Here is a 16,354-nt window from a genome sequence, read left to right as displayed (position 1 = left end):
TCAATCTGGCCGAGATCATGACGAAGGTAATCGACCTCGATCTTTCGGCGGAAGACGTGACCAGCGTGCTCAAGACGCTGCCGATCGAGAGCTTCGCTTATGGCACGGAAGACGCGGTGCGGACGGCACCACCATCCGGCTGAACGGCGCGACGCGACTGCAGGTCGTCTACACGACCGCCGGGCGCAGTGCCCGGCTGCTGGCGGGCCAGGCGTTCTTCGACGTGCGCCACGATGCCGCGCGCCCCTTCGTCGTGCGTGCGGGGGCCAGCCGGACGCGCGTGCTCGGCACCGCGTTCGACCTGGATCTGACGCGGCGGCAGGTCGCGCTGGCGGTCTATCGCGGCGCGGTCGGGTTCGACCCGCTCGACCCGGCGTCAGCAGGCGCGCGGCGCGGCGTCGTGGTCCGCGCGGGCTATCGCAGCAGCATCCGCGGCGGCGTGACGGCGGTACCCGAGCGCTTCGATCCGGGGCTGCCCGACTGGCGTCAGGGCTGGATCGACACCGCGGGCATGCGGCTCGACGATCTGGTCGAGATCCTCGACCGGCAGGGCGGCGTCCGGATCGCGCGCCCTGCCGAGCCGCTCGCCTCGACGACGGTGTTCGGCCGTTTCCGGACCGATCATCCACGCCAGCTCCTGGCGGCGATCGGCGGCGGGTTCGGGTTCGCGGTGGTCGAGCGGGACGGGGGTCTGGCGCTCGAAACCGCACGCTGAAAAAAACACTGTCCGGATCCGTCGGGCTGCGCCGTCTTCCTTCCGAATGGCGCGTGGGGGCGCCATGACGGGGGATTATCATGACGCGGTTTTACGGAACGTCGGCACTCGCTCTGGCGGTGTGTGCGCTCACAATGCCAGCGGCGGCACACGCCCGGCCGGCGGGGGCACAGTCGGCCGGGGCACGCGCGTTCGCCATTCCCGCGGGCGACCTCGCCGCGGCGCTGTCGGCCTATTCGAGCGCGACGGGGATGCAGGTGATCGCGGCGCCCGCGCTGATCCAGGGACAGCGGACCGGGGGGGTGAGCGGGCGGTTGACCGCGCCGGCGGCCCTCGCCGTGCTGCTGCGCGGCACGGGCCTGCACCCGGTCGAGAGCAACGGCGTGCTGGTCCTGCGGCGCGCGCCGCCGCGCCCGGGCCTGCGCACCGTCAGCGCACCCGCGCCGGTAGCCACGCCGGCGGTTGCGGGGGCCGTCGGGGGGGGCGTGTCGACGCTGGCAGCCGACCCGGTCGCGGTCGCCGACGACATCGTCGTCAACGGCTATCGCCGCAGCCTGCTCGCCGCGCAGGAGCTCAAGCGCCGCGCGGTCGGGACCGAGGACAATATCGTCGCGTCCGACATCGCCGCCTTTCCCGACCTCAATCTCGCCGAAGCGCTGCAACGCGTCCCCGGCGTCGCGATCACCCGCGACACCGGCGAAGGTCGCCAGATCGCGCTGCGCGGGCTCGGCCCCGATTTCACGCGCACCCAGCTGAACGGCATGGAGGTGCTCGGCAATACCGCGTCGGGGATGGACAATCGCGGCAACGTCAGCCGCAGCCGCGGCTTCGACTTCAGCCTGTTCGCGTCCGAGCTGTTCAACCGCGTCAGCGTGCAGAAGAGCTATGCCGCCAATCAGGACGAGGGCGGCATCGCCGGGACGGTCCAGCTCTTCACCGCCAAGCCGTTCGACTATGACGGGCAGAAGATCGTGCTGTCGGCCAAGGGCCAGACCAACGACCAGACCAGCGGCATCACCCCGCGGCTCGTCGGGCTGTTCTCGCAGCGCCAGGGCGATTTCGGTGCGCTCGTCTCGGTCGCCTATTCGAAGATCCGCAACAATGAATATGGCTATCGCAACTGGAACTGGGGCAAGGTCACCTACGGCGCGAACAATATCGGGCCCGAGATCGATGCGGCGACGCGCGCGCTGCTGCGCGGCGGCACGATCTTCGCACCGCAGGCGCAGTCGCCTTCGACCTGGTACACCGACCGCGAGCGGATCGGCGTCACCAGCGCGCTGCAATATCATCCGGGCGATCGGTTCAAGCTCGATGTCGACCTGCTCTACGGACACCTCGCCGACAAGCGCGACGACTGGGCGATCGCGGCGGGCGGCTATAACGCGCTGACCGGCAATGTCAGCGGGACGCAGGTCATCCGCTCCGCGACGATCCAGGGCAATTCGCTCGTCGCCGCCAGCTATACCGGGATCGACCAGCGGACCGAGCATCACCGGGTCGAGAACCAGACCGATTTCTATCAGGCGGTGGCCAATGCCGAATGGAAGGTCGGCGATCGCCTGACGCTGACCGCGCTCGCCGGCTATCAGAAGTCGGCGTTCGCGCAGCCGACGTTCGACAAGATCTTCCTCCAGGCGCGCAACACCGCGTTCAGTTTCGACATGCAGCCGACGATCCCGGTCAACACCTATGGCTTCGACCTGACCAAGCCGGCGAACTGGAACGTCCAGCGGCTGGTGACGCAGGAAAACACGATCGACAACGCCTATCGCAACGGCCAGCTCCAGGCGGTCTATACGGTGTCGCCGATCCTGAAGCTCGAGCTCGGCGGCGAGTATAAGCGCTTCACCAACAGCGGGTACCAGTATCTCACCAACATCTTCTACGGGACGCAGGCGACCAGCGACCGCGCGGTACCCGACGCGCTGAAATACGTGATCAACCGCGACAGCCTGATCCCCTATATCGGCGGCGACGTCGCGGGCATCTACGCGCTGCTCGGCAACAACCGGAACCTGACCGCGGCGAACCTGACCGCGGGCAGCGACTTCCGCATCCGCGAGACGAGCTGGGCGGGCTTCACGCAGCTCGATCTGGATACCGAACTCGGTTCGATGCGGCTGCGCGGCAATGCGGGCGTGCGCTATTACCATACCGCGCTGGTCTCCAGCGGGTCGCTCGCGACCGCGACCAACGGCGTCACGGTGCTCCAGCCCGTGACGGTCAAGACCAGCAACGACGACTGGCTGCCCGCGCTCAACATCGCGCTCGACCTCACGCCCAAGCTGATCGCGCGCGCGTCGGCGAGCCGCAACGTCAACCGTCCCGGCCTGCCGCAGCTTGCCGCCGCGGGCACGCTGACGGTCGCGCCGTTCGGCGGCACGGTGTCGGTCGGCAACCCCAACCTTCAGCCGTTCCGCTCGACCTCGGTGGAAGGCGGGCTGGAATATTATATGGATCGCAACGGCTTCGCGTCGGTCGGCGTGTTCTGGAAGGATCTGGCGAGCTTCATCACCTCGGAGACGTCGCAGGTGCCCTACAGCGCCACCGGCTTCCCGGTCTCGCTGCTGCTGCCGGGGCAGGACGGTACCACGCCGTACAACTATACGCGGCCGGTCAATGGCGACGGCGCCAGCATCCGCGGGGTCGAGGCCGCGGTCCAGCACGACTTCACCTTCCTGCCCGCGCCGTTCGACCATTTCGGCGTGGTCGCCAACGGCACCTGGATCGATGGCGACCAGAAGGCGATCTACAACGGCGTCGCCCAGACCATCCCGCTGTTCAACCTGTCGAAATGGGCCGCCAACGCGACGCTCTATTTCGAGACCGAGCGGTTCGGCGCGCGCGTCTCGACCGCCTATCGCAGCCGCTACATCACGGGCGCAGGGAGCAACGCCAATGTCGGTGACGGCATCCGGCCGACCAACAATGTCGATTTCCAGATCCGCTACAGCCCGGTCGAGAATCTGCGTTTCGTGATCGAGGGCATCAACGTCACCAACCGGCCGATCGAGCAGTTCGCCGATCTCAGCGCCGACCGGACGCTCGTCTACACGCGCAGCGGCCGCATCTTCACCTTCGGCGTGACCACCAGCTTCTGACCTTCGTGTCCGCGGCGCTCCCCGTCGCGGACGCGGGCGTACGGCGTATCTCCACACAGCTGCCACGGGAGTTTGCATGAAAAGCCAAGCTACATTGTTGTCCGCCGTCAGCCTGGTCGCGGCGCTGATGGCATCGCCCGCGCTTGGACAGGGCTGGCCGTCGCCGGTTGCGCCGCTGCCCGAACGTGCCACCGCGCTCGACAAGCGCTTCCAGCCCGCGGTCGACTTCGACACCGACGTCTGCTTCAACGTCCCCGCGGTCGACGCGTCGGGCGCGATCAGCCCGGCCGCCTCGACCTATGCGACGCGCCCGCCGGCATCGTGCCGCGCCGCGAACTACCGCACGCAGAGCAATGTCTATGCGCGCAGCCGCTGCAACAACGGCTATTGCGGGCGGGTCTACAGCTATTTCTGGCAGTCGGACTTCTCGCATGCGTTCGACTGGGAATCGATCATCGTCTGGACCACCGACCAGGGCACGAGCAGCCGGGTCGTTGGTGTCACCCGCGGCGATCACGGCGATTGGGATACGCGTCCGACCAGCGGCGGCCAGCTCCGCTTCGTCAGCGATTCGAGTGGCGAACACGTCAAGCTCGTCTTCCATTACGAGACCTGGGGCTTTTCGCACCTGTGGCGCTTTTCCAAGACCGACGGCGGCGACGAGCCGGCCGAGAACGGTACCGGCCAGTGGCTCATCCAGCCGCTGGTGAGCTGGAACGGCTATCCGTCGGTCGCGGTCCGCAACGCGGTGTCGAACTACGACTTCAAGGGCGCGAACTTCGACAACAAGGAGGCGCGCTTCGCCAGTACGCTGGCCGCGGCCAATGCCGGCGGCATCGCGCCGGGGTTCAACGCGAATGTCGATGCCGGCAGCAATTCGCCGGGCTGCCCGTCGGGCTCGACGCTCTGTTGATCCAGCCCCGCCCCGCGCCGCCAATGGCGACGCGGGGCGGCACCGGAGGCCGAATGCCACTGCGCCCCGTCCGTCCTTCACCGTCGTTCGGCTGGATCGCGGCGGCGATCATGGTCGCGCTGTTCGGTGCGATCGTCGTCGGCTGGCGCCAGCGGGAGCGCGACGTCGCAGCGACCGCGATCGCCGTCGTGCGGGCCCCGACCATCCCCGTCGCCAGGATCCCGCCATTACCAGAGGCGAGGCCGACCACGGTCGCACCGGTCGCCGCGAACGTCGCGGCCGCGCATCTTCGCACCGTCTACCCGCTGCTGTCCGACGTCACGATCACCTGCCGCGACGATCGCTGCACGCTGAGCGCGACGATCCGCCCGGTGACCGGGCAGGCCGATCTCGACCGGCGGCAGGAGATGCTGCTGGGGGGCCTCGCCGCGGCGCTCGCTGCCGATGGATACCGGTTGGCGGTGCCGTTCCAGATGGACGAGGTCGCCGACAACCTGTTCCACATCCGCGCATCGGTGACGCCGCGATAACCCGATTGCGCCGGGTCAGGCGCGGACGAGGTGGATGTTGGGGTGGTCGGCGATGATGGTCAGGATGGTGTCGAAATAGGTCTCGCCGCGGCCCTGTTCGAGCGCGTCGAGCTGGGCGGTTATGCGTGCGGCGTCGAAGGCCGTGTTCTGGAGCTTGGCGCGGAGATGGGCTCTGGTGGCGTCGATGCCGAGCGCGGCGCGGCTCGTCTCGATATCCTGCCAGACGAGGATAACCGGGGCCTTGCCCGCAAGCGCGCCGTAGCTGCCGTAGAACAGGTCATCGAGGGCATCGAGGCTTTGGCCGAGCGACCAGTCCTCGCCCGCCATGAAGACGCGGTTGATCTCGTCGTAGAAGCTCGCAATGTCGCGGATCGCGCGGCCGGCGATGGTGAGGGTCGTGGCCCTGGGGTCGTCGATCATCCGCGTGCTGGTCCGTCTGCTAGCTGGCGCCGGCCTCGATCCGGCACTGCGACATATCGGGGACAGCGCCCGCGGCGTGCGCGAGTTCCGTGCGCGCGGCGTCCATGTCGCGGCGGAACTCGGGGGCGGTGTGCAGCGTCGCGACGAGCACCGCGCCGGCCATGAACCCCGCCTCGACCGCGCTGCGGCTGTGCGACCCGCAGATGTAGCGGCTCTCGCCATAGATTCGCCCGCGGCGCAGGATCGCGGTCGCGCGGTCGGGCATGAGTTCGGCGAGGATCAGCGCCGCCGACCAGCCCGATGTCGTGTGGCCCGACGGATAGTCGCCATTGCCCGCGAGATGCGCGGTCTTCGGCTCGCAGATCGGCAGGTCGCCGGTCAGATAGGGACGGCGCACCGCAAAGCCGTCCTTGGCGCGGCCGACCATATTCTGGTCGGCCATCCGCGCGAAGATCCGGGCGAGCGCGGGGGAGGACTGCGGACCGAGCCTGCGGCCGATCGCGCAGGCAAAGACGGTGTAGCGATCGTCGGTCACGTCGCGCGTCGCGAGCGCCCCGCGCGGCGTGCCGAGCAGCGCGCGGGTCTCATCGAAGGTCGCGCGATCGTCGCGGTCGACGGGCGAGCCGGGCTTTGGCGGCGCGGGGAGGATCTGCATCAGGTCGGGCATCGGATGGCCGGCCAGATAGGCCCTGGGCACGTCCGCTGCGGCGACCAGCGCGAGCGCGGCAAAAAGAAACGGCTTCACCTGGCGGATCCTTCGAGGTCGCCGCATTGCTTCGCGATGCGGACCGGGTTGCAGCGCGCGACATGGCCCTCGGGCAGCGCGACGCGGTAGCCGCCGGCGAAGCGCGGATCGGGCCAGAGATAGTCGGTCGAGACATAATGCGCGCCGCCCGCCAGCGCGGTGTCGCGCGGCACGCCGTCATTGGCGCGCGCCTCGCGCGTGTTGGCGTCGGCGCGGGTGCGGACGAGGAAGCCCGCGCGTACGTCGCGGCGGATGCGCTCGGCGTCGCGGACCGGGTCGTTGAGCGTCAGATAGGCGGCGGCGGGCGACGCCTCGTCGGTGTTGATGAAGAACACGCGGCCTTCGAGCGAGCGCCGCGCGCCGCGATAGACCGCGACCTTGGCGGGCGGCTCGTCGAGCGCGAACAGGAATTTGCCGCGCGACGCCTCGAGCAGCGGCCAGTTGTCGGCGAGGACGGCGTCGCGGAGCGTCGGATAGCGCCCCTGCACGTCGTCGGGCACGATCAGCTTGCCCGGCGCCAGCACCGACCGGATCTCCGCATCGAGCGCGTCATAGGCGGCCGCGTCGAACGGCAGCGCGTCGATGCCGCCGCGCGCGGCGTTCTGTTCGTCCTTGGCGTTGAACATCAGCAGGATCGGGACGTGGCGCGGATGGCGGGCGGACCAGTCGCGGACGATTGTCAGGCATTCGGTGAGCAGGACGCAGCTCGACGCATTGTCGATGCCGGGGATGTGCAGCACCTTGAAGCCCGGCCGCTGCAGCTTCGGGTCCGACGAGCCGCGCGCATAATGCCCGCCCTGCGGATCATAGTTCACGTCGATCTCGAGCTGGCGCGCGCCCGCGTCGAGCTGGTCGACGAGGCTGCGATGCGCATAGTCGAGCGCGTCGGCCATCGCCGGATCGGCGGCGCGCACCTTCGCCATCGTCGCGGCGGGCATCGGCTGCTTGTAGCTGTTGTGCGTGCCGATGACGGCGATGTCGTTGATCCGCAGCGGTTCGGCCTTTTTCGCGGTGGCCGTAGCTGCGAGCATGGCGAGGGGGAGAACCGCCGCGGTCGCCCGCAGCATCGTCGAGATACGCATGATTGTCCTGCCCTGTTGGCGCCCGGCCGGCGTCGTCCGCGGGCTATGGCCGCGCCAGATGACGCGCCGAGGACCGTTCTGTTACGCGACCGTCTTAATTGGGCGCACAACGGCTTGCGGGATGGGGCCGCAGATTGTGTATCGCGGTCTCTAAGCCATTAACTAATTGGACAATATCGGGTGATACTCGCTGTCCCCTCAGTGGGGGACAGCGTGTTTAGACCTTGGATATGGATGTGCGGCGTGGCCGCGCTGGGCAGCGCGACGCCGTTGTCCGCGGAACTGAACGTGCCGATCGCGGCGCGCGTCGTGTCGTTCCTTCAGCCCGGTCCGGCGGGGACGGTCGCCGCGGCGATCGTGTTCGAGCCGGGCAATGCGGCATCGGAGGCCGAGGCGGCGGCGATCGAGCGGGCGATCGGATCGGGCCTCGCCGCCGGACGCAGTGCGATCCGCGCGCGCCGCGTGCCGGTCGGCGCGATCGGGTCGCTGGCCGGATTCCGGCTCGCCTTCGTCACGACCGGGTTGCGCCCGGAGCATGCCGGCATCGCCGCCGCGGCCGCCAGATCGTCGGTCCTGACGATCTCGTCGGACCCCGCCTGCGTGCAGACCGCGCGGTGCGTGGTCGGCATCACCTCGGGTCCCAAGACCCAGATCACCGTCAGTCGCGCCGCGGCGCGGGCTGCCAATATCAGATTCGGGTCGGCATTCCTGATGCTGATCAAGGAAATTTAACGATGACCGTTTCGACTTTCGCCACCGGATTGCGCGCCATGCTGACGGCCGGTGCAGTGCTGTGCCCGGCCGTCGCAGGTGCGCAGGCCGTCGATTACCAGGCGTTGCAGGAGACGATCGGCGAGCCGGTGACGACCAGCGTCACGGGCAAGCCACAGCGCGCGTCCGAACTGCCCGCGTCCGCGATCATCATCACGCGCGAGGATATCGCCCGGTCGCCCGCCCGCGACGTACCCGGTTTGCTGAAGACGCATGCCGGCATCGACGTGAACAGCTGGACTGCGGGGCAGAGCGACGTGTCGGTGCGCGGCGGCGTGCAGACCTATAATGCGCGGCTGCTCGTGCTGGTCGACGGACGCCAGGTCTATCTCGATCATTATGGCATGACCGACTGGAATCTCCTGGGCGTCCAGCTCGAGGAGATCCAGCAGATCGAGCTGGTGCGCGGGCCGGCGAACGCGCTGTTCGGGTTCAACGCCGCCAGCGGTGTCGTCAACATCATCACCCGGCGCGTCGGCCAGACGCCGACCGTCACCGCGACCGCCGAGCTCGGCAATCACGACATCAGCCGGCTCGCCGGGTCGGTGACGCTGCCCGTCACCCCGGCGATCGGGATCCGGCTGGCCGGGGTCCGCGCGCGCGAGGACGAGCGCCGCATCCCGGCGACGCTGCTGCGCCCGGCGATGGTCAGCGACGTCGCGAGCGACCAGGTGTCGGGCGACATCACCGGTTCGTTCGACGGACTGGAGACCGTGCTGGGCGGCGGCCATTCGACCAATCGGCAGGCCGAGTATCTGCCGAGCCAGCTGCTGTCGAACCAGCGCTATCGCAGCGACAACGTCCATGCCTCGGCCACGCGCGACACGGGCTGGGGCGGCGTGACGCTGGGCGGCTATGTCAACTGGCTCGATGTGCAATATGGCGTCGGCGCGACGGCGGATGCGACCGAGCCGCTCGGGTTCAAGAACCGGATCATCGTCACCCAGGCGTCGACGCTGGTCCGGCTGGGCAAAAGCGATACGCTGCGGCTCGGCGGCGAATATCGCAACAACCGGCTGCGCTCGGCCTATCAGTTCGCCGAGCGGATCTCGTATGACGTCGGATCGGCCAATGCGATGCTCGACCTGCATCCGGACGAGGCGATTTCAATCACCGCGGCGGCGCGGATCGACCGGCTCTGGCTGCACCAGGCGGGCGCGATCGCGCAGCCGAGCTATGACGTGGCGAGCGATTTCGACCGGGCCTTCACCCGGTTCAGCTTCAACGTCGCGCTGCTCGTCCAGACCGATGCGCGCGGCCAGCTGCGGATCAATGGCGGTCGCGGCTACCAGCTGCCGTCGCTGGTGAATTACGGGATCCGCCTGCCGATCATCACCCCGGCGCCGGTGCCGATCTTCGTGGCAGGGTCGCCGCGGATCGATCCGGTCGGCGTGTGGAGCGGCGAGGTCGGCTATGCGCGGACGATCGGCGGCACGCAGATCGAGGCGAACGCGTTCGTGACGAAGACGGACAATGCGATCGCGTCGCCGGGCGACGGCCTGCAGACCGAGCTGTTCCTGACCCCGCTGCCCTCGCTCGTCGCGCGGTTCACGGCGATCGGCGACTATACCACCTATGGCACCGAGGTGTCGGCGTCGGGGGCGGTCGGTGCGCTCACATGGCGCGCCAATTATACCTGGACGCACACCGACGAGCAGCTGGCGTCGCTGACGCTGCCGATCCCCTATGCGCTGTCGCCCAAGTCGACGACGCCGGTCCACAAGGCCAATCTGGCGCTCGGCTATGACATCGGGCGATTGTCGCTGTCGGGGGTCGCGCGTTACACCTCGTCGACGCGGCAATTCGCCTTCTCGTCGACGCCGCAGCTGCTGCTCTACCGGGTCGACGACGCGGTGGCGCTCGATGCGCGGGCGGGGCTGCGGCTGACCTCCGCGCTCGAACTCTATGTCGCGGGCGAGAATCTGGCGCTGGCGGACGGCGCCGCGGTATCGCCGATCCCGGCGGATCGTCGCGTGCGCGCAGGGGTGCGAGTTGCGCTTTAACGCGTTCTTCCGGCTGTCGGACCGGCTCGATCGCAGGCTGGCGCTCGCCGACCGGCCGATCGCGGTCAAGGTCGCGGCGACGCCGGTCATCATGCTGGTGCTGTTCGTGGTGATGGCGCTGGCCAGCACCGCGGCGCTGCTGATCACCGGGCGCAGCGTCGACGACATCGTCAACCGCGACATGCGCGATATCAAGCAGCTCAACGCGATCACGCAGCGGTTCGATATCGCCAACGCGAACGTCTATCACCTGCTGGTGACGAAGGCGGCGACGCCGACGATCGCGGTCGACGGGCAGGTGGCGGCGATTCACCGCGACCTGGCCCGGGTCCGTACGGCGCTGGTCGGCTACCGCCGCAGCCATGCCGGGCAGCGCGCCCAGCTGGGCCCGGTGCTCGCCGATCTCGACCGATATACCGCGACCGTCGACGTGCTGACGTCGATGCTCGAGGTCGACTTTGCCAGCACCGCGGCGATGGTCGACCCGTTTCGCGCCAATGCGCAGCAGATCGATACGCGGATCCGGCGCGTGACCGCCGCGGGGATCGGCCGCGCGGGGCAGGCGGCATCGGGGGCGCTGCTGGTCACGCATGTCACGATCGCGATCCTGCTGCTCGTCCTGCTCGTCGGCACGGGCGGCAGCCTGATAATGGCCTATGTGATCGGGCGATCGATCATCGGCTCGATCACCGACATTGCGGCGGCGACGGATGCGGTGATGCACGAGGCGGCGATCGATCTGTCGACGCTCAAGCGGCATGACGAGCTGGGGCTGGTCGTCACCGCGCTGACGACGTTCCAGACGCAGCGCGAGGATGCGAAACGCCTCGCGGATCAGGCCGAGCTGCTGCGCCGCCATGCCGAGGAGGAAAAGGCGCGGCAGGCCAGCGCGATCGCCGAGGTCGAGGCGCAGGCGCGGCGCGAGCGCGAGGCCACGCTGGCCGCGCTGGCCGAGGCGTTCGAACGCCAGGTCGGCGGCATCATCCGCGAGGCGCAGGAGGCGATGGCGCTGCTCGAGGCGAATGCGATCAGCCTGCACGAGACGATCGAGGGCAATCGCCGGCTGGCACAGGAGCTCGACGCGATCGCGCAGCTGTTCGCGACCGAGATGCTCGAGGCGGGCAAGGAGACGCATCTGCTGGCGCACACCTTCGAGGAGATCGACCGGGAGGTGGCGGGGACCAGCCTCGCCGCCAGATCGATCAGCGACCATGCGCGCAGTGCCAACGATACCGTCGCGCTGTCGCAGGAACAGGCCAGCAGCATCGAGCAGATCGTCGACGTGATCAGCGCGATCACCAAGCAGACCAACCTGCTCGCGCTCAATGCGACGATCGAGGCGGCGCGCGCGGGACCTGCGGGCGCGGGCTTTTCGGTGGTGGCGGCCGAGATCAAGTCGCTGGCGACGCGGACGGGCGCGAGCGCGGGCGACGTGCGCTCGAAGATCGAGGCGGTGCAGGACCAGATCCGGTCGGTGGTGGCGAGTACGGGCAGTCTGGGGGCGCTGATCAACGGCATGGACGACGGTGCGGGCCGGGTGGCGGCGATGTCGCGTGCGCAGGCGCAGGCGATCGAACAGCTCAACGGGCGGATCGAGGCGGTCGAGGACCGCAGCCAGATGCTCACCGAGGCGAGCCAGCAGATCGCATCGTCGGTCGATCGCAACCTCGCTTCGGTCGACGAGGTCCAGCGGACCGGCGCGATGCTGAAGCGGACGCTGCAGTCACTGGCCGACGACGCGCATGCCTTTACCCGCCATTTCCTCGGCGATGATGCAGGCCCCGAGCGGCAGCAACGGCAGGTCGCGTGATCTTGCCGGACTGACGCGCCGCGAGACCTGGTCCGCGCTCAGCCGTGCTGGCGGCGTTGCGCGTGAAGTTCGGCCTTGGCGAGCAGCGCGTGGAGATCGTCGCGGGCGATGTCGAAGCTTTCGTGCATGTCCTCGAGCGCTGCGTCGATGTCGTCGGGGTGAAATCCAGCCGCGCGCCGGTCGGCCGCGATCGCGGCGGGGGGCAGCGCACTGTGATGCGGATAGGGGTGCCGCGTCACGCGGTAGAAGAGGCCGGCGACCAGCACGAGCACGACCGAATTGAGCGCGACGGGGACGAGCGCGAAGGCGTAGCCCGCCGCATGGATGCCGGGGCCGCCGATCACCGCGGTCAGCGCCGCGGCACCGCCGGGCGGGTGCAGGCAGCGGAGCAGCGACATCGCCAGGATCGCAGCCCCGACCGCCACGCCCGCGGCCAGGCTGGCGTCGGGGATGAACTGAAACGCGGCGACGCCGATCGCGGCGGACAGCGCGTTGCCGCCGATCACCGGCCAGGGCTGCGCCAGCGGGCTCGACCGGACCGCGAAGACGAGCACCGCCGACGCCCCCAGCGGCGCGACGATCTGAGGAACGTCGCCGGCGGGGAGCAGCGCGACGCAGACGAGCATCGTCAGCGCGATGCCGATACAGGCACCGACGCCCCCAAGCAGGCGGTCGGCGGGAAAGGCCGTCGCCCAGAAGGCTTTGGCGCGGGGCAGGGGCATGAGCGATCGTCCGTGTGGCTGAGCGTGCCGCCCCTACGCTGCGCCCGTGCATTTCGCTATGTCGCGCGTCACCGGGATCGCTAGAGGACGGTGACGATGGATGATGGCGAGGCATGATGCTGGGGGATGTGACCAGGCGGCGTATCGGCCGCGAGGCGGAGCCGCTGGTGATCATCGACGGTTTTGCCGAGGATCCGGACGGATTGCGCAAGGCGGCGGCGGACGCGGCGTTCGGATCCGCGGGCGAGCATTATCCCGGTCTCCGCGCGGCGCTGCCCGAGCGGTATCTGGCCGACCAGCTTCCGCGGATCGCCCGCGCGCTGGGCCGCGATTTCGGGCCGTGCCGCCGCATCCATGTCGTCGATGCGCAATTCTCGATCGTCACGGTGACGCCCGACGCGCTCGAGATCCGGCAACGGCTGCCGCATGTCGATGCCTATGCGCGCGACCGGATCGCGCTGATCCATTATCTGTCGCCGACGAACCGCGACGGGACCGCCTTCTTCCGTCATCGCGCCACCGGGTTCGAGACGGTCGACGAGACGCGCGCGCCCGACTTTTTCGAACGGCTCGGCCGTGAGGTCGCGACGATGCCGCCGCACGGCTATATCGCCGACGATACCGCATTGTTCGAGCGGACCGCGCTGGTCGACGCCGAATACAACCGGGCGCTGCTGTACCGCAGCTATGTGCTGCACAGCGGCGCGATCGCGCGCGATGCGGTGTTGTCGGCGGATCCGGCGGCGGGGCGGCTGACGATCACCGCGTTCCTCGCGATCGAATGAGGTTATTGCTGGCCCGCCCAGCGGATCGCGTTGACGAGCACGCGTCGATAGGTCGGGTCGTCATAGGCCTCTGGTGAATGGCCGAGCGCCGAATAGACCACCCGGCCTTTGGTGCGCGGGTTGGTCCAGATGACGGGGTGCGTCCCCATCGCGAGCTTCGCGCCCGCGCGGTAGCTCGCCTCGTCGAGCGTCGCGAGCACGGTCATGCCGCGGGCGGCCGGATTGGCATTGAAGGAATACCATTCGTCGACCGCGGTCCAGGGCAGGCGCACCCCCGCCATGACCGGATGGTCGGGGCGATCGACGACGAGCCGCGCGCGCTGGAACTGGTCCTCGCCGCCCGGATGGCCGATGAACTTCGTGCCGATCACCGTGTCGCTGTACCAGGCGTCGGTATGGCTGTCGTCGCCCGCGGCATGCAGCGCGACGACGCCGCCGCCACGCGCGACGAAGCGGGCGAAGGCCGCGCGCTGGTCTGGCGTCAGGAATCCACCGCTGGCGCTGTTGAGCACGACGACGGAAAAGTGGCGCAGCTGTGCGTCGTTGAAGACCGCCGCATTTTCGGTCGCGTAGCTTGTCCGACCCAGGCCCTGCACGATGTCGGCGAGCACGCGGTTCGAGTGCGGGATATGTTCGATATGCCGCCAGCCATTGGTCTTCGACACGATCAGCACCGCGTGATCGAGGCCCTTGGGCAGCACGGGGGCGACGGTGTCGGTCGTGGCCTTCGGCAAATGCGGATCGGGCGCGGCCTGCGCCGTGGTGAGCAGGGCGGCCAGCGCCAACATTTTGAGCATCGTGCAATCTCCCACCCGGTCCTAGCGCGTGGGACCATCGGAGTTCAACTGGTAGCGATAACGCGCTATGCTGGGTCATAAATATGATGGGGGAGTTGAGGGCGAATGTCTGGAAGATCCAAGCGCGCGCTGGTCGCGCTGATGCTGGTGCCCGCGCCTGCGACCGCGCAGACGTCACAGGACCGGGCGCGGGCGATTGCGGGGGAGCCCGCCGCGGGGCCGCAGCGGCTCAGGCTGACCGACATCCCCGTGGCGACGGGCAAGTCGACCGCGCTGTTCGACGGGCGCAGTCTCACGGGCTGGACCGCATGGCTCGGCTATCCCGACCCGTCGATCACTTATCAGGCAAAGCCGGGCACGCCGCCGATCGGCACGAGCCGGGATACCAAGGGTGATTTCGCGGTGCGCAGCGTCGACGGGGCGCCGGCGATCTGGGTGAAGGGCGAGACCTGGGGCAGCCTGGTCCACCAGGCCGATCTTCGCGACTATCACCTGCGGCTGCAGTTCAAATGGGGGGCCAGGACCTGGGCGCCGCGCGCGACGCAGCCGCGCAACAACGGCCTGCTCTATCATACGCATGGCGCGCCGGGCGAGGTGTTCGGGACGTGGCGGCCCTCGGTCGAGTTCGAGATCATGACCGGATCGACCGGGATGATCGTCGCGGTGGGGAGCAAGCTGCGCGGCCGTACCGGGGTGACGTTCGATCCGTCGCTGGTCGAACCGCATCTCCGCTTCCGTGCCGGGGGGCGCGAGATCGACATCGTCAACGGCACGCCGACCTGGAACGTCGAAGCGGCGACCGATGCCGAGCGGCCGATCGGCGCGTGGAACACGCTCGACCTCTATGTGGTCGGCGACCGCGCGGTGCATGTCGTCAACGGCGTACCGGTCGGCGAAGTGCATGATCTGGCGACGATCGGCCCCGACGGCCGGCAGCCGCTGACGCATGGCCGGATCCAGCTACAATCCGAAGGCGCCGAGACCTGGTTCCGCGCGATCACGGTCGAACCGATCACGACCCTGCCGAAGATCGTCGCGGGGGAGTAGGGGGCGGGACAGTAGGGGGCGGGGCGTCCGCGGTTGCGGGCTGGTCGCGCCAGATCCAGCGCAGCATGTCGGGCAGGATCGCGCCGCCGTCCGCGTCCGAATGGCCACCGCGCGTCCAGGCTGTCCTGACGTCGTAGCGCGGGCCCGGGCGGTGATCCGCATCGGCCTGCGCGTTCGCCCATGCGAGGCTCTTTGCCATCTGCTGGTTGGCGAGAAACCAGTTGCCATGTTCGTTGTCGAGATCGGCGGCCCCGTCCTGCAGGACGATGCGCAAGGGGCGGATCGGGCTCTTGCGGATGAGCCCCGGATAGAGGTCGCCGCCGAGCGTGCGCGGTGCGCCGTCCGGGCCGAGCGTGAGGCCGATCGACGTATAGCTGCCGATGAAGCTGATCACGTTGCCGAACGCTTCCGGATGCCGCCAGGCGATCGTCCAGGAGGCGATCGCGCCGCTCGACGTGCCGCCGATCGCGCGGCGCTTCGGATCGTCGGCGAACCGCCAGCGTGCCGCGACCGCGGGGAGCAGTTCGTTCAGCGTCATCCAGCCATAATCGTCGGACAGCGCGTCATATTCCTCCACCCGGTGATCCGGATTTTCCATGCCGAGCGTGTCGGGATAGTGCGCCGCGCGGTGACCGGGCGTCACGAAGATGCCGAGCGTCGGCGGGATTGCGTGCTGCAGGATCAGCGTGTCGAGGACCGCGGGCACCCTGAGCGACCCTGCCGGATTCGTCGCGCGCTGCCCGTCCTGGAACAGCAGCAGATTGGGCGGGCGGCGTGGATCATAGCCGGGCGGGACATAGACCCAGTAGCGCCGCACCGTGCCCGCAAAGCGCCGCGACCGGAGTTCGAACGGGCCGGCCAGCGTTCCCCGGAGTGCCGGCGCGGGGGCCGGTGGGGGTGTGGTCGGCGC

The 16,354-nt window shown here is 69.0% G+C and carries 15 protein-coding genes; 9 read left to right on the top strand and 6 right to left on the bottom strand.

Translation table 11 applies throughout. From position 1 onward, the window contains the following. From GV027_RS19120 to GV027_RS19105, 4 genes are all read left to right on the top strand, one after another. A partial coding sequence (locus GV027_RS19120) for a FecR family protein (protein ID WP_201302714.1) occupies positions 1-715 on the top strand: 715 nt, incomplete at its 5' end. A gap of 80 nt (positions 716-795) precedes the next feature. Continuing rightward, the gene (locus GV027_RS19115; protein WP_159513233.1) at positions 796-3,819 is read left to right on the top strand and encodes a TonB-dependent receptor; all 3,024 of its coding nucleotides are present in this window, start codon (positions 796-798) and stop codon (positions 3,817-3,819) included. A gap of 76 nt (positions 3,820-3,895) precedes the next feature. After that, complete coding sequence (locus GV027_RS19110) at positions 3,896-4,732, top strand: NPP1 family protein (RefSeq protein ID WP_159513232.1); 837 nt, start codon at positions 3,896-3,898, stop codon at positions 4,730-4,732. 53 nt (positions 4,733-4,785) lie between these two features. Then, positions 4,786-5,262 (top strand): hypothetical protein, encoded by a 477-nt coding sequence (locus tag GV027_RS19105; protein ID WP_159513231.1) that lies wholly within the window; start codon positions 4,786-4,788, stop codon positions 5,260-5,262. A 15-nt stretch (positions 5,263-5,277) separates the two neighbouring features. Here the strand turns inward: GV027_RS19105 and GV027_RS19100 are convergent, their stop codons facing one another. From GV027_RS19100 to GV027_RS19090, 3 genes are read right to left on the bottom strand one after another with little or no spacing between them, the layout of a single operon-like run. Next, positions 5,278-5,682 (bottom strand): barstar family protein, encoded by a 405-nt coding sequence (locus GV027_RS19100; RefSeq protein ID WP_159513230.1) that lies wholly within the window; start codon positions 5,680-5,682, stop codon positions 5,278-5,280. 19 nt (positions 5,683-5,701) lie between these two features. Further along, the gene (locus tag GV027_RS19095; RefSeq protein WP_159513229.1) at positions 5,702-6,427 is read right to left on the bottom strand and encodes an acid phosphatase; all 726 of its coding nucleotides are present in this window, start codon (positions 6,425-6,427) and stop codon (positions 5,702-5,704) included. Beyond that, on the bottom strand, positions 6,424-7,509 hold the full coding sequence (locus tag GV027_RS19090; RefSeq protein ID WP_159513228.1) for a Ca2+-dependent phosphoinositide-specific phospholipase C: 1,086 nt from the start codon (positions 7,507-7,509) through the stop codon (positions 6,424-6,426). Before GV027_RS19090 ends, GV027_RS19095 begins: the two co-directional genes overlap by 4 nt. 243 nt (positions 7,510-7,752) lie before the next feature. Here GV027_RS19090 and GV027_RS19085 point away from each other — a divergent pair, with 243 nt between their 5' ends. From GV027_RS19085 to GV027_RS19075, 3 genes are read left to right on the top strand one after another with little or no spacing between them, the layout of a single operon-like run. Then, positions 7,753-8,241: a YfiR/HmsC family protein gene (locus tag GV027_RS19085; protein WP_159513227.1), complete on the top strand. Its 489-nt coding sequence runs from the start codon at positions 7,753-7,755 to the stop codon at positions 8,239-8,241. A 2-nt stretch (positions 8,242-8,243) separates the two neighbouring features. Continuing rightward, entirely contained in the window at positions 8,244-10,283 is a 2,040-nt protein-coding gene (locus GV027_RS19080; protein ID WP_159513226.1) for a TonB-dependent receptor plug domain-containing protein, read from the top strand. Next, positions 10,273-12,093: a methyl-accepting chemotaxis protein gene (locus GV027_RS19075; protein ID WP_159513225.1), complete on the top strand. Its 1,821-nt coding sequence runs from the start codon at positions 10,273-10,275 to the stop codon at positions 12,091-12,093. The genes GV027_RS19080 and GV027_RS19075 overlap by 11 nt, the downstream gene beginning before the upstream one ends. A 38-nt stretch (positions 12,094-12,131) precedes the next feature. Here GV027_RS19075 and GV027_RS19070 read toward each other — a convergent pair whose 3' ends face one another. After that, complete coding sequence (locus GV027_RS19070) at positions 12,132-12,815, bottom strand: HPP family protein (RefSeq protein WP_159513224.1); 684 nt, start codon at positions 12,813-12,815, stop codon at positions 12,132-12,134. A 113-nt stretch (positions 12,816-12,928) separates the two neighbouring features. Here GV027_RS19070 and GV027_RS19065 point away from each other — a divergent pair, with 113 nt between their 5' ends. Continuing rightward, positions 12,929-13,600 (top strand): DUF6445 family protein, encoded by a 672-nt coding sequence (locus GV027_RS19065; protein ID WP_056673846.1) that lies wholly within the window; start codon positions 12,929-12,931, stop codon positions 13,598-13,600. Positions 13,601-13,602: 2 nt separating this feature from the next. Here GV027_RS19065 and GV027_RS19060 read toward each other — a convergent pair whose 3' ends face one another. Next, complete coding sequence (locus GV027_RS19060; protein ID WP_159513223.1) at positions 13,603-14,397, bottom strand: ThuA domain-containing protein; 795 nt, start codon at positions 14,395-14,397, stop codon at positions 13,603-13,605. 105 nt (positions 14,398-14,502) lie between these two features. Here GV027_RS19060 and GV027_RS19055 point away from each other — a divergent pair, with 105 nt between their 5' ends. Further along, positions 14,503-15,444: a 3-keto-disaccharide hydrolase gene (locus GV027_RS19055; protein ID WP_236559395.1), complete on the top strand. Its 942-nt coding sequence runs from the start codon at positions 14,503-14,505 to the stop codon at positions 15,442-15,444. Here GV027_RS19055 and GV027_RS19050 read toward each other — a convergent pair. Next, a partial coding sequence (locus GV027_RS19050; RefSeq protein WP_159513222.1) for an alpha/beta hydrolase occupies positions 15,410-16,354 on the bottom strand: 945 nt, incomplete at its 5' end. The two genes, GV027_RS19055 and GV027_RS19050, sit on opposite strands and share 35 nt — an antisense overlap.

Origin of the sequence: Sphingomonas sp. T1 (genome assembly GCF_902506585.1) — a bacterium.
Taxonomy (GTDB): domain Bacteria; phylum Pseudomonadota; class Alphaproteobacteria; order Sphingomonadales; family Sphingomonadaceae; genus Sphingomonas; species Sphingomonas aerolata.
This window is presented reverse-complemented; position numbering and strand designations above follow the sequence as displayed.